This is a genomic window from Mangrovibacillus cuniculi (assembly GCF_015482585.1).
GTDB lineage: Bacteria > Bacillota > Bacilli > Bacillales > R1DC41 > Mangrovibacillus > Mangrovibacillus cuniculi.
Genome location: NZ_CP049742.1, coordinates 3007868 through 3024119, shown reverse-complemented (window position 1 = coordinate 3024119; position 16252 = coordinate 3007868). Strand labels below are relative to the sequence as shown.

10 protein-coding genes, 12 tRNA genes and 3 rRNA genes are annotated in these 16252 nt (G+C 45.5%); 2 read left to right on the top strand and 23 right to left on the bottom strand.

The genetic code is table 11. The features are described 5' to 3' along the window. Positions 1-86: 86 nt before the first annotated feature. Entirely contained in the window at positions 87-2018 is a 1932-nt protein-coding gene (locus tag G8O30_RS15420) for an ABC-F family ATP-binding cassette domain-containing protein (protein ID WP_239672889.1), read from the top strand. Between the two features lie 512 nt (positions 2019-2530). Here G8O30_RS15420 and tsaD read toward each other — a convergent pair. The 20 genes from tsaD to G8O30_RS15320 form a co-directional block, all read right to left on the bottom strand. Further along, positions 2531-3550, bottom strand: a complete 1020-nt coding sequence (gene tsaD, locus G8O30_RS15415; RefSeq protein WP_239672888.1) for a tRNA (adenosine(37)-N6)-threonylcarbamoyltransferase complex transferase subunit TsaD — start codon at positions 3548-3550, stop codon at positions 2531-2533. Further along, on the bottom strand, positions 3547-3999 hold the full coding sequence (gene rimI, locus G8O30_RS15410) for a ribosomal protein S18-alanine N-acetyltransferase (RefSeq protein ID WP_239672887.1): 453 nt from the start codon (positions 3997-3999) through the stop codon (positions 3547-3549). Before rimI ends, tsaD begins: the two co-directional genes overlap by 4 nt. After that, complete coding sequence (tsaB, locus tag G8O30_RS15405) at positions 3989-4693, bottom strand: tRNA (adenosine(37)-N6)-threonylcarbamoyltransferase complex dimerization subunit type 1 TsaB (protein ID WP_239672886.1); 705 nt, start codon at positions 4691-4693, stop codon at positions 3989-3991. The genes rimI and tsaB overlap by 11 nt, the downstream gene beginning before the upstream one ends. Then, positions 4690-5145 carry a tRNA (adenosine(37)-N6)-threonylcarbamoyltransferase complex ATPase subunit type 1 TsaE gene (gene tsaE / locus G8O30_RS15400; RefSeq protein ID WP_239672885.1) on the bottom strand — a complete coding sequence of 152 codons (456 nt, stop codon included), beginning with the start codon at positions 5143-5145 and terminating at the stop codon, positions 4690-4692. Before tsaE ends, tsaB begins: the two co-directional genes overlap by 4 nt. Positions 5146-5904: 759 nt before the next feature. Then, a tRNA-Asp gene (locus tag G8O30_RS15395) sits at positions 5905-5980 on the bottom strand. An 11-nt stretch (positions 5981-5991) separates the two neighbouring features. After that, positions 5992-6065: transfer RNA gene (locus tag G8O30_RS15390), tRNA-Met, on the bottom strand. 93 nt (positions 6066-6158) lie between these two features. After that, a 5S ribosomal RNA gene (rrf, locus tag G8O30_RS15385) occupies positions 6159-6275 on the bottom strand. 86 nt (positions 6276-6361) lie between these two features. After that, positions 6362-9292, bottom strand: a 23S ribosomal RNA gene (locus G8O30_RS15380). 206 nt (positions 9293-9498) lie between these two features. Continuing rightward, positions 9499-11049 (bottom strand): 16S ribosomal RNA (locus tag G8O30_RS15375). Together the 16S, 23S and 5S rRNA genes with 12 tRNA genes alongside form the textbook arrangement of a ribosomal RNA operon. Positions 11050-11151: 102 nt before the next feature. Then, positions 11152-11225 (bottom strand) — tRNA-Gly (locus G8O30_RS15370). A gap of 8 nt (positions 11226-11233) precedes the next feature. After that, positions 11234-11310: transfer RNA gene (locus tag G8O30_RS15365), tRNA-Arg, on the bottom strand. 16 nt (positions 11311-11326) lie between these two features. Next, a tRNA-Leu gene (locus tag G8O30_RS15360) sits at positions 11327-11413 on the bottom strand. 75 nt (positions 11414-11488) lie between these two features. Then, a tRNA-Leu gene (locus tag G8O30_RS15355) sits at positions 11489-11570 on the bottom strand. A gap of 14 nt (positions 11571-11584) precedes the next feature. Next, a tRNA-Lys gene (locus G8O30_RS15350) sits at positions 11585-11660 on the bottom strand. A gap of 5 nt (positions 11661-11665) precedes the next feature. Further along, positions 11666-11740 (bottom strand) — tRNA-Gln (locus G8O30_RS15345). Between the two features lie 134 nt (positions 11741-11874). Beyond that, positions 11875-11950 (bottom strand) — tRNA-Asp (locus tag G8O30_RS15340). 33 nt (positions 11951-11983) lie between these two features. Beyond that, a tRNA-Glu gene (locus G8O30_RS15335) sits at positions 11984-12055 on the bottom strand. Between the two features lie 19 nt (positions 12056-12074). Further along, positions 12075-12165: transfer RNA gene (locus G8O30_RS15330), tRNA-Ser, on the bottom strand. 6 nt (positions 12166-12171) lie between these two features. Then, a tRNA-Asn gene (locus tag G8O30_RS15325) sits at positions 12172-12246 on the bottom strand. A gap of 79 nt (positions 12247-12325) precedes the next feature. Beyond that, positions 12326-12772 carry a SprT family protein gene (locus tag G8O30_RS15320; protein ID WP_239672884.1) on the bottom strand — a complete coding sequence of 149 codons (447 nt, stop codon included), beginning with the start codon at positions 12770-12772 and terminating at the stop codon, positions 12326-12328. A gap of 94 nt (positions 12773-12866) precedes the next feature. Between G8O30_RS15320 and cmpA the strand changes: the two genes are divergently transcribed. Next, positions 12867-12983, top strand: a complete 117-nt coding sequence (gene cmpA, locus G8O30_RS15315; protein ID WP_239674579.1) for a cortex morphogenetic protein CmpA — start codon at positions 12867-12869, stop codon at positions 12981-12983. Positions 12984-12993: 10 nt separating this feature from the next. Here cmpA and G8O30_RS15310 read toward each other — a convergent pair whose 3' ends face one another. The 3 genes from G8O30_RS15310 to G8O30_RS15300 form a co-directional block, all read right to left on the bottom strand. After that, positions 12994-13239: a hypothetical protein gene (locus G8O30_RS15310; protein WP_239672883.1), complete on the bottom strand. Its 246-nt coding sequence runs from the start codon at positions 13237-13239 to the stop codon at positions 12994-12996. A 131-nt stretch (positions 13240-13370) separates the two neighbouring features. Continuing rightward, positions 13371-15536 carry a Tex family protein gene (locus G8O30_RS15305; RefSeq protein ID WP_239672882.1) on the bottom strand — a complete coding sequence of 722 codons (2166 nt, stop codon included), beginning with the start codon at positions 15534-15536 and terminating at the stop codon, positions 13371-13373. A gap of 105 nt (positions 15537-15641) precedes the next feature. Beyond that, positions 15642-16247, bottom strand: a complete 606-nt coding sequence (locus G8O30_RS15300; protein WP_239672881.1) for a PP2C family serine/threonine-protein phosphatase — start codon at positions 16245-16247, stop codon at positions 15642-15644. Positions 16248-16252: the final 5 nt, after the last annotated feature.

The following is a 16252-nucleotide window of genomic DNA, read 5'->3' as shown; positions in this document are numbered from 1 at the left end:
AAAATGTCTGTGAAATCTCACACAATGTGGAGAAGATTGCCGAAGAACCGTTGCTGCGATAAACTAGAGTAGTTGAGGTGAAAATCATGATATTGTTACAAGTCCAAAATCTATCTAAATATTTCGGGGCTGAACCCGTATTAACCAATATAAAATTAGAAGTACAAACAAGAGATCGCATCGGCTTAGTCGGTCGAAACGGTGCTGGTAAATCCACTCTACTAAAAATGATTGCAGGCTCCATGTCGTACGATGAAGGCGAAATTATGAAACCAAAAGATGTGGAGATTGGCTACCTGGCGCAGGATACTGGTCTAGAGTCGTCTCAGTCTATCTGGGAAGAAATGCTGAAAGTCTTTGACTCCCTTCGTCAAATGGAATCGCAGCTTCGTACACTGGAACAACGCATGGCAGATCCTTCTATTTATGAAGATCAGGAGCAATACGACAAGTTGTTGAAAGAGTACGACCATCTCCAAGTAACGTTTAAAGACAGCGGTGGCTACCAATATGAAGCAGACATTCGTTCGGTTCTTCACGGAATGCGTTTTAGCGAGATGGATTACGATACATCGATTGCGACATTAAGCGGTGGTCAAAAGACGCGACTAGCACTCGCACGACTGCTTTTACAAAAGCCAGACATTTTAATACTGGATGAGCCTACCAACCATCTAGACATAGAAACGTTAGCATGGTTGGAAACATACTTACAATCCTACGATGGTGCGATTTTACTTGTTTCCCATGACCGTTATTTCTTAGATAAAGTAGTAACCCAAGTGGTGGAGCTATCTCGCATGAAGTCGAAGCGATTTGTAGGGAACTATTCTAAGTACTTAGAGCAAAAAGCGCTAGATTACGAGCGCGAGATGAAAATGTACGAGCGCCAGCAAGAAGAGATTGCGCGACTAGAAGATTTCGTTCAGCGAAACCTAGCGCGTGCCTCTACGACAAAGCAAGCACAAAGTCGACGTAATAAGTTGCAGCGAATGGATCGATTGGATCGCCCAGATGGTGATGAGAAGTCCGCTTCTTTTGGCTTTTCCTTTGACCGTCCGACTGGGAATGATGTGTTGAGTGTGGAAGGTTTGGCGATTGGATATGATCAGCCGCTTTCCAAAGACATTCATTTTTCGGTGAACAAAGGAGATAGCATTGCCCTCGTGGGTCCGAATGGTATCGGAAAGTCTACTCTTCTCAAGACGTTGTTAAAGGAATTACCGGCTATTGACGGATCTTTCCGCTATGGTAGTCATGTGGTAATTGGATACTACGATCAAGAGCAGCAAAAGCTACATTCCAATAAAAGTGTGTTGCAAGAGCTTTGGGATGACTATCCAACGCATACGGAAAAAGAGATTCGTACGGTGCTTGGGAACTTTTTATTCTCGGGCGATGATGTGTTGAAACCTGTTTCGACGTTGAGTGGTGGAGAGAAAGCACGTGTGGCGCTGGCGAAGCTGATGCTTCTCCGCGCTAACGTTCTGTTGCTGGACGAGCCTACCAACCACTTGGACTTGGATAGTAAAGAAATTTTGGAAAATGCGCTGATCGACTTTGAAGGGACGATTCTGTTTGTGTCGCATGACCGTTACTTCATTAATCGTATTGCAACGCGCGTTGTGGAGTTGAGTTCTTCAGGCGCTGAGAATTTCCTCGGCGACTACACGTATTATGTCGAGAAGAAAGAAGAGCAAGCGGAACTCGCGGCACTGAAGCGATTGGAAGAAGAGAAAAATTCAGCTGCGGTAGTTGCTGCTGCGCCAACTGCGAAGAACTCTTTCTATGCGGATAAGGAAGAAAAGAAGAAAGAGCGTCAGCGTTTGAGGAAGTTAGAAGAGTTAGAAGAAACGATTGCTAGCTTAGAAGAAACCATTGCGGAGCACGAGGAAGCATTGTGTGATCCGGCAGTATATCAAGATTATGAAAAGTCAGCGGAGCACCAAGCAGCGATCGACGAGTCAAAGGGTAAGCTTGAGGCGGCAATGGATGAGTGGGTTTTGTTGAATGAATAAAGTGTGGCCACCCAAGGGATTCTTTGGGTGGTTTTTTTATGGGGATGGCGGTTCTTTTTTTGCTTCTACTCTAATTTTGACGACCGGCTCCTTGCTCTGACGGTTCACTTTTTGCTTTAACTATTATTTTGATGACCTTCTCACGCTGTAGACGGTTCTCTATTCGCTTCCATTCTATTTTTGACGACTCTCTTCTTGCGCTGACGGTCTTCTTTTGGCTTCCACCCTACTTTTTACGATCCTCTTCTCGCGCTGACGGTCTTCTTTTGGCTTCCTCACCTATTTTCACGACCGGCTCCTTGCTCTGACGGTTCACTTTTTACTTCTACTCTACTTTTGACGACCGTCTCCTCGTGCTGACGGTCTTCTTTCTGCTTCTACTCCCCCTATTAACAACCGTCTACCCCAAAACTTATCAACAAAAAAAGCCACACGCCAAGTCTCCCTCACGTGCAGCACTTATTCACATGTGGATAACCGTATTTCTCCACAATGTTACACACACTATCCACTCAAAATTGTTCTAAATCCAAGTTCGGATGTGCATTCATATCCATTTTACCTCGTTTGCCCTGTTGATAAAGTACCGTTCCGGCTGCAGCAATCATTGCAGCATTGTCGGTACATAGGGATAACGGTGGGATAACCACATCTAATTGTTCGTTATCCACAAATGTATCTTCTATCGCTTGGCGTAAACCTCTATTAGCCGCAACTCCACCAGCTAAAACTAGTTGCTTTACTCCCAACTCTTCCACAGCTCGCTTTGTTTTGCCGACTAACACCTCGACCACACTTGCTTGGAAGCTAGCAGCTAAGTTCTCTGGTTGAATCTCTTCTCCGCGCTGCGCCATATTATGAGATAGGTTTATCACGGCAGACTTTAAGCCACTAAAACTAAAGTCATACGAATCTTCCTCCAACCAAACTCTCGGCAATTTGTACGTATCTTCTCCATTCGCCGCCATGCGATCAATATGTGGACCGCCTGGATACGGTAATGATAAAATACGTGCTACTTTATCATACGCTTCCCCAGCCGCGTCATCGCGCGTTTCTCCAATGACTTCAAACACGCCATCTTCCGGCATATACACCAGTTCTGTATGACCGCCGGAAACAACCAGGGATAACAGTGGAAATTGCAGAGGTTTCACAAAAGCGTTCGCATAAATATGGCCAGCAATATGATGCACATTCACCAATGGTTTTTGGAAAGCAAAAGCCAATGCTTTAGCCGCATTAACTCCTACTAACAATGCCCCAACTAATCCTGGTCCTTCCGTCACGGCAATCGCATCAATCTCTTCCATCGTTACATTGGCTTTCTCCAGCGCCTCTTCCACCACTAACGTCATTACTTCCACATGATGTCGAGAAGCGATTTCTGGTACAACGCCGCCAAAACGTTTATGACTTTCGATTTGACTAGCCACAACATTAGAAAGCATCTCTTTACCATTCTTCACAACCGCTGCAGCAGTCTCGTCACAGCTCGTCTCTATTCCTAGTATCAACACATCTTTTGTCATAATTTCACCCACATTACTAAAGCATCTTCTTGATTATCTGTGTAGTACTGTTTACGAATCCCACCATCTTGAAAACCTAGCTTTCGGTATAATCCTTGTGCAGGCTTGTTGCTCACTCGAACTTCTAATGTCATAGTCATCGCCTTAACCGACTTTGCCACATCCATCATATAAGCAAGAATGGCTTCTCCAAGTTTTTTGCCTTGAAAAGCAGGAGATACCGCAATATTAGTGATGTGCACTTCATCGAGCACAATCCACATTCCGCCGTATCCAACAATTTTATCCTCAAACTCTAATACAAAATAACGGGCAAACCGATTATTCGTTAACTCCTGCACATAAGCTTCCCTTGTCCAAGGAACCGAAAAGCACTCCACCTCAATCGGCATCACTGCGTCTAAATCATCTACATCCATTGAACGAATGACCATCGTATTACTGACCATTGCTCTTCTCCTGTTCTTCTTGCCATTTTGCCTCCGCCTCAGCAAGTCTCACATAGGACGGCTCGAATGTATGGACGTCTTCCGCTCGTAGTGATTGTGCAACCTCTGCAATCCAAGCAGCTGATGGCATGCTAGCTGTGTTTGAGACAAATTGTGCTCTATCCCCAAGTACGTTTGTTATTTCTTGTTTAAAAGTAACGAGATCATTGCCTACAAAAAGAATGTTCTTTTGAAGAGTAGATAATTCTTCTAACCAGTCTGTTAGGAGAATATTTGTATCTTCCTTCATTGTTTTTGGTTGCCCGTCCGTAAATGAGTAAAGACCTGTATAGACTAAACCTCGTCTTGCATCAAAGATTGGACAAACTAATTCTGGATAGAAGCGAGCATTGCCACAAATAGAAAGCAAGCTAGATACTCCTACTAGCGGGACATTCCAAGACCACGCTAACGTTTTAGCAATGGTAACACCAATGCGAAGACCGGTATAAGAACCTGGTCCTTTGGCAACGGCTACTCTACTTATTTGATCCTGCGTTACTTCACATTCTTTCAAAAATTCTTCAATCGTTGGCATCACGCGGACACTGTGATTCTTTTTCACATGAATCGTACGTTCACCAATAAACTCAGTCTCACTAACAAGCGCAACGCTTAACGGGTAGTGAGACGTATCTATAGCTAAAGTAATCACAATGACTCCTCCAATACTTTCTCTAACTTCTCGTACTTATCCCCAACTGGTGTATAGGTTATTTTTCGTACCTCATCACCAATTCGCTCTATTCTCAAGACACCGTACTGCTCTGGAAGTTGATCTTGAATTAAATGAGCCCATTCAACGAGCGTAACACCTTCTCCATAGAAGTATTCCTCAAATCCAAGATCCTCTTCACTCTCGCCAAGTCGATATACATCCATATGGTAAAGAGGCATCGTGCCTTTATATTCTTTAATAATTGTAAACGTAGGACTGCTAACGGTACGTTTTATGTTAAGTGCCTTCGCTACACCTTTCGTAAAAGTTGTTTTCCCAGCACCTAAGTCTCCTTCAAGTAAGAGAACTGTTCCAGGCGACAAATGAGTGGCAATATCTTGTGCCAACTGAGTCGTTTCTTCTGGGGTAGTGGTTGTCCATTCCTTCATTTCGTGTCTACACCTCCATGATGTTATGTAATGTATATATTTAAGTAGATTGTGTTTATAGCAATAATTCTATTGTACATGGAATAGCCGAAAAGACCAAAATTATGTTTAGCCTGGATGTTGAGTGGTGTAGTTTGAGTGTTGTCTGCAAACATTTTAAATGATTCTGGTCACTTTTTTTGGAGTTTTGCTTACTTTTGGTAGCAATCCGGACACTTTTTCTGACTTCTGCTCACTTTTCATGGAGATCCGGGCACTTTCTCCGACTTCTGCTCACTTTTCATGGAGATCCGGGCACTTTCTCCGACTTCTGCTCACTTTTCATGGTGATTCGGGCACTTCCTCCGACTTCTGCTCACTTTTTAATAAAACGGCCAATGTTTGGTCGCTTTTTAAAAATGTTGGTCGCTTCCCCGTAAGTTTGGTCGCTTTCTCAATAATCCGGTCGCTTTGATCAAAGTTCGGTCGCTTTCTTCAATAGTTGGTCGCATTCCCTAATAGTTCGGTCACTTCTCCCAAAAGATTGGTCGCTTTGTATTTTTCCAGTATAAAACCCCCATCATAACGTTTGTTTATCTAATAAACTATATCAAGCACTCTCTACATTACTTAGAATGTAAGTGTTATTACAACGATGAGTGGTTACTTCACGTAACAAACAAACAAATAAATAAGAAAACCCTCTAGGACGGGTCCTAAAGGGTTTAGAATTCTTGGCATAAAAAAAAGGAACCTTTACGCTTCCTGAGTAGTTAAATATGGCGGTCCCGACGGGAATCGAACCCGCGATCTCCTGCGTGACAGGCAGGCATGTTAACCGCTACACCACGGGACCTTCAATTGGTATTGCGGGGGTAGGATTTGAACCTACGACCTTCGGGTTATGAGCCCGACGAGCTACCTAGCTGCTCCACCCCGCGATAATAATAATATAAATAATTTTTTCCATTAACACATAACCCATAATATGCCTAAACATCCTATTTGTTACAGCTGACTAGAAAAAAATAATCGCCTGGCGACGTCCTACTCTCACAGGGGGAGAACCCCCAACTACCATTGGCGCTGAGAAGCTTAACTGCCGTGTTCGGGATGGGAACGGGTGTGACCTTCTCGCTATCGCCACCAGACTATGTACATGTAAAAGAACGTTGTTCTTTCAAAACTAAATACTGCGCGCCACCAAAGCGTATTGCCGAGAATCACCAAGTTTGACTTGGTTAAGTCCTCGATCGATTAGTATTCGTCAGCTCCACATGTCGCCATGCTTCCACCTCGAACCTATCTACCTGATCATCTTTCAGGGATCTTACTTCTTACGAATGGGAAATCTCATCTTGAGGGGGGCTTCATGCTTAGATGCTTTCAGCACTTATCCCTTCCGCACATAGCTACCCAGCGATGCCTTTGGCAAGACAACTGGTACACCAGCGGTGCGTCCATCCCGGTCCTCTCGTACTAAGGACAGCTCCTCTCAAATTTCCTACGCCCACGACGGATAGGGACCGAACTGTCTCACGACGTTCTGAACCCAGCTCGCGTACCGCTTTAATGGGCGAACAGCCCAACCCTTGGGACCGACTACAGCCCCAGGATGCGATGAGCCGACATCGAGGTGCCAAACCTCCCCGTCGATGTGGACTCTTGGGGGAGATAAGCCTGTTATCCCCGGGGTAGCTTTTATCCGTTGAGCGATGGCCCTTCCATGCGGAACCACCGGATCACTAAGCCCGACTTTCGTCCCTGCTCGACTTGTAGGTCTCGCAGTCAAGCTCCCTTGTGCCTTTACACTCTACGAATGATTTCCAACCATTCTGAGGGAACCTTTGGGCGCCTCCGTTACCTTTTAGGAGGCGACCGCCCCAGTCAAACTGCCCACCTGACACTGTCTCCCACCCCGATAAGGGGCGCGGGTTAGAAGTTCAATACAGCCAGGGTAGTATCCCACCAATGCCTCCACCGAAGCTGGCGCTCCGGCTTCCAAGGCTCCTACCTATCCTGTACAAGCTGTACCAAAATTCAATATCAGGTTGCAGTAAAGCTCCACGGGGTCTTTCCGTCCTGTCGCGGGTAACCTGCATCTTCACAGGTACTATAATTTCACCGAGTCTCTCGTTGAGACAGTGCCCAGATCGTTACGCCTTTCGTGCGGGTCGGAACTTACCCGACAAGGAATTTCGCTACCTTAGGACCGTTATAGTTACGGCCGCCGTTTACTGGGGCTTCGGTTCAGAGCTTCGCGTGAGCTAACCCCTCTCCTTAACCTTCCAGCACCGGGCAGGCGTCAGCCCCTATACTTCGCCTTGCGGCTTCGCAGAGACCTGTGTTTTTGCTAAACAGTCGCCTGGGCCTATTCACTGCGGCTCTCTCGGGCTTTCACCCTATCAGAGCACCCCTTCTCCCGAAGTTACGGGGTCATTTTGCCGAGTTCCTTAACGAGAGTTCTCTCGCACACCTTAGGATTCTCTCCTCGCCTACCTGTGTCGGTTTGCGGTACGGGCACCTTCTTCCTCGCTAGAGGCTTTTCTTGGCAGTGTGAAATAAGGTACTTCGGTACTATAATTCCCTCGTCATCACAGCTTGACCTTACGGTAACGGGATTTGCCTCGTTACCAGTCTTACTGCTTGAGCGCACATATCCAGCAGTGCGCATACCCTATCCTCCTGCGTCCCCCCATTGCTCAAACGGAAGAGAGGTGGTACAGGAATATCAACCTGTTGTCCATCGCCTACGCCATTCGGCCTCGGCTTAGGTCCCGACTAACCCTGAGCGGACGAGCCTTCCTCAGGAAACCTTAGGCATTCGGTGGAAGGGATTCTCACCCTTCTTTCGCTACTCATACCGGCATTCTCACTTCTAAGCGCTCCACCAGTCCTTCCGGTCTAGCTTCGACGCACTTAGAACGCTCTCCTACCACTCACACCAACGGTGTGAATCCACAGCTTCGGTGATACGTTTAGCCCCGGTACATTTTCGGCGCAGAGTCACTCGACCAGTGAGCTATTACGCACTCTTTAAATGGTGGCTGCTTCTAAGCCAACATCCTGGTTGTCTAAGCAACTCCACATCCTTTTCCACTTAACGTATACTTTGGGACCTTAGCTGGTGGTCTGGGCTGTTTCCCTTTCGACTACGGATCTTATCACTCGCAGTCTGACTCCCACGGATAAGTCATTGGCATTCGGAGTTTGTCTGAATTCGGTAACCCGATGGGGCCCCTAGTCCAAACAGTGCTCTACCTCCAAGACTCTTACAACGTGAGGCTAGCCCTAAAGCTATTTCGGAGAGAACCAGCTATCTCCAAGTTCGATTGGAATTTCTCCGCTACCCACACCTCATCCCCGCACTTTTCAACGTGCGTGGGTTCGGGCCTCCATTCAGTGTTACCTGAACTTCACCCTGGACATGGGTAGATCACCTGGTTTCGGGTCTACGACCTCATACTCATTCGCCCTATTCAGACTCGCTTTCGCTGCGGCTCCGTCTTCTAAAACTTAACCTTGCATGAAATCGTAACTCGCCGGTTCATTCTACAAAAGGCACGCTATCACCCATTAACGGGCTCTAACTACTTGTAGGCACACGGTTTCAGGATCTATTTCACTCCCCTTCCGGGGTGCTTTTCACCTTTCCCTCACGGTACTGGTTCACTATCGGTCACTAGGGAGTATTTAGCCTTGGGAGATGGTCCTCCCGGATTCCGACGGAATTTCACGTGTTCCGCCGTACTCAGGATCCACTCAGGAGAGAACAAGATTTCGACTACAGGGCTTTTACCTTCTCTTGCGGACCTTTCCAGGTCGCTTCATCTACCTCGTTCTTTTGTAACTCCGTATAGAGTGTCCTACAACCCCAAGAGGCAAGCCTCTTGGTTTGGGCTGTTCCCGTTTCGCTCGCCGCTACTAAGGGAATCGCGTTTGCTTTCTCTTCCTCCGGGTACTTAGATGTTTCAGTTCCCCGGGTCTGCCTTCCAACTCCTATGTATTCAGAGAAGGATACTGTTCCATTACGAACAGTGGGTTTCCCCATTCGGAAATCTCCGGATCAAAGCTTACTTACAGCTCCCCGAAGCATATCGTTGTTAGTGACGTCCTTCATCGGCTCCTAGTGCCAAGGCATCCACCGTGCGCCCTTATTAACTTAACCGTTAATAATGCTATATTTTTTTCTTACCATAATGGAAAGAAATCTTAAGATGGCGATTCTCGGTTTTAATTGCTTTGGTGTCTTACAGTATTTAGTTTTCAAAGAACAAAAGTTTTGATGGATTGAACCATCAAAACTAAACAAACCAATGTATGTGCCGAACGTCAGTACTTCCGAAGAAGTACTGTTCCGTAATATATCCTTAGAAAGGAGGTGATCCAGCCGCACCTTCCGATACGGCTACCTTGTTACGACTTCACCCCAATCATCTGTCCCACCTTAGGCGGCTGGCTCCAAAAGGTTACCCCACCGACTTCGGGTGTTACAAACTCTCGTGGTGTGACGGGCGGTGTGTACAAGGCCCGGGAACGTATTCACCGCGGCATGCTGATCCGCGATTACTAGCGATTCCAGCTTCATGTAGGCGAGTTGCAGCCTACAATCCGAACTGAGAACGGTTTTATGGGATTGGCTTAACCTCGCGGTCTTGCAGCCCTTTGTACCGTCCATTGTAGCACGTGTGTAGCCCAGCTCATAAGGGGCATGATGATTTGACGTCATCCCCACCTTCCTCCGGTTTGTCACCGGCAGTCACCTTAGAGTGCCCAACTAAATGATGGCAACTAAGATCAAGGGTTGCGCTCGTTGCGGGACTTAACCCAACATCTCACGACACGAGCTGACGACAACCATGCACCACCTGTCACTCTGTCCCCCGAAGGGGAACGCCCTATCTCTAGGGTTGTCAGAGGATGTCAAGAGCTGGTAAGGTTCTTCGCGTTGCTTCGAATTAAACCACATGCTCCACCGCTTGTGCGGGCCCCCGTCAATTCCTTTGAGTTTCAGTCTTGCGACCGTACTCCCCAGGCGGAGTGCTTAATGCGTTAGCTGCAGCACTGAAGGGCGGAAACCCTCCAACACTTAGCACTCATCGTTTACGGCGTGGACTACCAGGGTATCTAATCCTGTTTGCTCCCCACGCTTTCGCGCCTCAGTGTCAGTTACAGACCAGAAAGTCGCCTTCGCCACTGGTGTTCCTCCACATCTCTACGCATTTCACCGCTACACGTGGAATTCCACTTTCCTCTTCTGCACTCAAGTTTCCCAGTTTCCAATGACCCTCCACGGTTGAGCCGTGGGCTTTCACATCAGACTTAAGAAACCACCTGCGCGCGCTTTACGCCCAATAATTCCGGACAACGCTTGCCACCTACGTATTACCGCGGCTGCTGGCACGTAGTTAGCCGTGGCTTTCTGGTTAGGTACCGTCAAGGTACCGCCCTATTCGAACGGTACTTGTTCTTCCCTAACAACAGAGTTTTACGATCCGAAAACCTTCTTCACTCACGCGGCGTTGCTCCGTCAGACTTTCGTCCATTGCGGAAGATTCCCTACTGCTGCCTCCCGTAGGAGTCTGGGCCGTGTCTCAGTCCCAGTGTGGCCGATCACCCTCTCAGGTCGGCTACGCATCGTCGCCTTGGTGAGCCGTTACCTCACCAACTAGCTAATGCGCCGCGGGTCCATCTGTAAGTGATAGCCGAAGCCACCTTTGAATCATCTGTCATGCGACAAATGATGTTATTCGGTATTAGCCCCGGTTTCCCGGAGTTATCCCAATCTTACAGGCAGGTTACCCACGTGTTACTCACCCGTCCGCCGCTAACTTGCGGGAGCAAGCTCCCACAAGTCCGCTCGACTTGCATGTATTAGGCACGCCGCCAGCGTTCGTCCTGAGCCAGGATCAAACTCTCCAATAGATGTTTGATTAGCTCATAAAAAACTTGTTTTGTTGTTTCCTAGAAACAACTGAATTAAACGTTGGCACTTGGTTTGTTTAGTTTTCAAAGTTCAATAATAATTGGAGCGGGTGATGAGAATCGAACTCACGACATCAGCTTGGAAGGCTGAGGTTTTACCATTAAACTACACCCGCGATATGTATGGCGCGCCCGAGAGGAGTCGAACCCCTAACCTTTTGATCCGTAGTCAAACGCTCTATCCAATTGAGCTACGGGCGCTTAATTAAAATGTGTTTGGTGCGGCCGAGAGGACTTGAACCTCCACGGGGTTAACCCCCACTAGGCCCTCAACCTAGCGCGTCTGCCGTTCCGCCACGACCGCTTCAGCGACTCTTACTATTATACTCACTTCAGCGTTAATGTCAAGCGTTTTTTTAGCAGTTTTTTTAAAATCTTATGCGGGTGAAGGGAGTCGAACCCCCACGCCTTGCGGCGCTAGATCCTAAGTCTAGTGCGTCTGCCAGTTCCGCCACACCCGCATAATGAAATTAAATGGTGAGCCATGAAGGACTCGAACCTTCGACCCTCTGATTAAAAGTCAGATGCTCTACCAACTGAGCTAATGGCTCGTAAATGGCTGGGCTAGCTGGATTCGAACCAACGCATGACGGAGTCAAAGTCCGTTGCCTTACCGCTTGGCTATAGCCCAATGTTTTGCAACAAGGATTATATCTTATCATGTTTCAAAATCTATTGCAACCCTTATTTCAAAAAAAGATACTCAGTTTGTTTAGAGTCACATTTAGCGACTACTACTGAGTCATTACTGTTCATGTAACAAAATGGCGGTCCCGACGGGAATCGAACCCGCGATCTCCTGCGTGACAGGCAGGCATGTTAACCGCTACACCACGGGACCAAGTTAAAAGTTATATATTATTATAGAAGAAAATGACCCGTACGGGATTCGAACCCGTGTTACCGCCGTGAAAGGGCGGTGTCTTAACCGCTTGACCAACGGGCCAGACAACACAAAGTATGTATGGCGGAGAAGGAGGGATTTGAACCCTCGCGCCGGTTACCCGACCTACACCCTTAGCAGGGGCGCCTCTTCAGCCACTTGAGTACTTCCCCATCATATGGCTCCGCAGGCAGGACTCGAACCTGCGACCGATCGGTTAACAGCCGATAGCTCTACCACTGAGCTACTGCGGAATAAGTATGTGATGTCTTATTGACATACTAGATTATAATAGCAGGATTACTATAAGTCAACAGGATATAAGAAAAACTTTTATGAAAGCCTTTCTTTTAATTTACCTCTACATTTACCACAAGCATATTTCTTTGTGTCCATCCTTCTTTTTCGCGGATATTGCATGTGACAAGTTGTGCACTCGTATATATATTTTACTGTTTGTTTCGCCCTCGGTTGTAGTGGGGTACAAAAACGCGGAGCTCCTACCCTCTTCAAAAGACGTTTAAAATCTTCATCTCCATGTTTATATCCTCTTCCTTCTATATGAAGGTGGTAATGACATAGCTCATGAAGAATAATCCCTTTAAGTTCTTCCTTAAAAGGGATGTAGCCAGGATTAATATCAATGTTATGTGATTTTAACAGATACCGGCCACCCGTCGTTTTTAAGCGACTATTGAAATACGCTCGATGAACAAATTTTTTGTGAAAATAAGTGACGGATAGATCTTCTACTAGTTGTTGAAGTTCCTCATTTGTCATATAACTCTCCCCTAACCTATATAAAAGAACCTCTTTCGCGTTCCCTACATATAGTATCAAAAATTAGGCGTAAGGAGTGAGGAATATGGTTACTATGCCGACGTGGTTTCAGAATCAAATCCGAAAAGCTTACCTAGAGAAGAACAGTAGTAAGGTAAAACTACTAAACCAATGTTGGTTCCTATATAGAAAAAAACAAACGGACTATTAATCTCCGCTTGTTATTTTGCTTTCATATCCCTTAGAACTGGATCTTCTAATAAATGATTTTTCCTTTGCGCTTCTTGTAGAGTCAATCTTAATTTCTCCGTCTCTACTAGGTAATTTTCGTACTTTAACTTCTCTAATTCTAGTTCATCTTTTAGCATGGAAGCTTTTATCTGCTGCATCTTTCTAAAGTGAGCAGTTACTTCTTGTGTAATAGGCACCATTACACCTAATAAAACAATTAAGACAACATATAACATCTTTTATTCCTCCAGTCTTTTTTACTAATACGTAAAACCTGACGAAAAAGTTCCCAAATCGTTTGATGTAATTTCCACATAAGAAAAAGACCTTAAAGTGATTTTCTACACTATAAGGTTCTTTTCCTTTATTATTCTTTCGGCGATAGCATCGTCAAAGCTAACCGTTGTTTTGGTATATCGATGGAGTCTACCCACACCGTTACTACATCCCCAAGAGATACTACGTCTAAAGGATGCTTAACAAATCCTTTTTTCAGCTTGGAAATGTGCACTAAACCGTCTTGTTTCACTCCAACGTCAACGAAGGCACCGAAGTCTACCACGTTTCGGATGGTTCCTTGTAGCTCCATCCCTGGAGATAGTTGCTCTAGCGTCATGACTCCTTTTTTCAAAAGTGGTTTCGGTAGGTCTTCACGCGGATCTCTTCCTGGCCTCTTTAATGCATCCAGAATATCTTGGAGAGTAAGTTCTCCAATCTCCAATGTTTCTGCCATTTCTTTGACGGAAATAGATTCTAATTTACGCACCACATCTTGAGATCCTAAATCTGTGACTTTAATAGAAAGCTCTTTAAGTAATTGTTCTGTCGCTTGGTAGCTTTCCGGGTGGATGCCTGTGTTATCTAAAGGGTTTTTCCCTTCCATAATACGCAAGAATCCGATGGCTTGCTCATACGTCTTCGCGCCTAGACGCGGGATTTTCTTTAATTGTTTGCGGTCCGTAAACTTCCCGTTCTCTTCACGCATTTTCACGACATTCTCTGCAACTGTCTTGCTTAAGCCAGATACATATTGTAATAGAGCTGGGCTTGCTGTGTTCACGTTAACTCCCACTTTGTTAACGGCTGTTTCTACTACGAAGGTTAGCGATTCGTTTAGTTTCTTCTGCGTAACGTCATGTTGATATTGCCCTACTCCCACAGATTTCGGATCAATTTTCACTAGTTCTGCCAATGGGTCTTGGATACGTCTTGCAATAGAAACGGCACTACGCTCTTCTACTTGCAGATCCGGGAATTCTTTACGCGCTAGTTCTGAAGCAGAATATACACTTGCTCCCGCTTCATTTACAATAATGTACGCAGAAGGCAATTTGGATTCTTCTAAAATTTCCGCAATCAACTCTTCTGTTTCACGCGAAGCTGTTCCGTTTCCTATTGCTATTAGTTCTACGTTATAGCCTTTTAGTTTCTCTACAATCTTTTTCTTCGCTTCTTCACGCTTGTTTTTTGGCGCATGCGGGTAGATCACATCCACTTCTAGCAACTTACCAATCTCATCAACAACCGCTAGTTTACAACCAGTACGATACGCAGGGTCTACTCCTAGTACCATTTTTCCTTTCAATGGTGCCTGAAGTAGAAGACCTCGCAAGTTCTCCGAGAAGATATGAATTGCTTGTTCTTCTGCTACTTCTGATAAGGAGCTACGAATTTCACGCTCAACAGCTGGTTGAATCAGTCGTTTGTAAGCATCTTTAAACACTTCTAGTAAGTATTGCTTAGCAATCGTCTCTTTCTTTTTAATCCAGTTACGTTCTAAGTAGCTTTCAATAATATCCTCTGAAACTTGTATCGATACTTTGATAATGTCTTCTTTTTCCCCGCGATTCATCGCTAACGTTCGATGTGGTACAAGTTTAACGATCGGCTCTGAGTAGTCGTAGTACATTTCGAATACTCGTTTCTCATCCGCTTCTTCATTCTTCACTTGTGTAACAATTTGTCCTCTGTGGAACGTGGTATCACGAATCCACTGGCGAGTCGTCGGATCATCAGCCACTACCTCAGCGATAATAAATCCCGCTTGCTCTACTACTTCTTCTACTGTATGTAATTCATGTTCATCCGATAAGAAAGGCTTCGCTAAGTCTTCTAACGTTCCTTGTTCTGGAAGAGTTAAGATCGTTTCTGCTAAAGGCTCTAGTCCTTTTTCTTTTGCAATCGTTGCTTTTGTTCTTCGTTTTTGTTTGTAGGGACGATATAGATCCTCTACTTGTTGAAGTTTCGTCGCTGCTACGATCGAAGCTTGCAATTCTTCTGTTAGTTTGCCTTGCTCATCAATTAAGCGGACTACTTCTTCTTTTCGCTGCTCTAGTTGTTGTAAGTATGCGTGACGATCTTGGATTTCTTTAATTTGCACTTCATCCATACTACCCGTCATTTCTTTACGATAGCGGGCAATAAAAGGTACTGTATTCCCTTCCCCTAGTAAGTTAAGTACAGTCGCTACTTTGTTTACTGGAAGTGATAATTCTTTCGCAATTAGTTCTTGTATGGATTTTGCCAACATCATTACCTACTTTCTATTCAATCGATTTCCTTGTCTTTCAGTTTATCATAGATTAGGTGGGACTTCCTAAGCGCAATGAAAAAGCCACCCATTGTGTAATGGATAGCTTTACATAATACCTGCTAAAAGAGTGGCATCATCTTTCTCTGTTGCATAGCGAGTAAATAGGTCATTAACAGTGATTTCAAATGATAACGGAGATTCCGTGACTAGCTTGGAAGACGGAAACTGAAAACCATCTGAATAGAGAAGGAATCTAGTCCCTTCGTCTAACACCATTGTGTGAACTTTATATGGAAACGGTCGTCCCGACAAATAACCTGTTGTCGATAAAGGATAGATAACTTTGCCGGTAGTCGGATAAATATACAACCGAACGTTCCCGATTGATACATATTCTACTCGTTTGGAGTCATGCCAAAGTTTCATAATTGCCAATGCAGCCCCTCTTTTGTAAAGCAAGTGATGATTGCACTCTTTCACCAGTTGGTCTAAAGGAATATCTGCATTGCCTTTGATAACATCAATAACAGTCCTAGAAGACTCTGCAGCTCCCGGGCCGCTTCCTAGTCCATCCGCGATCACAAAAAGAGAGAAGTTAGTTCTAGTAATAATAGCGTACCGATCTCCACATTGCATCTGTCCCAATTTATTCTGTTGATGAGCATATATATGTGCGGGCCCAGATACATAGGTAGACTTCGTTCTAGTCAAAAGCG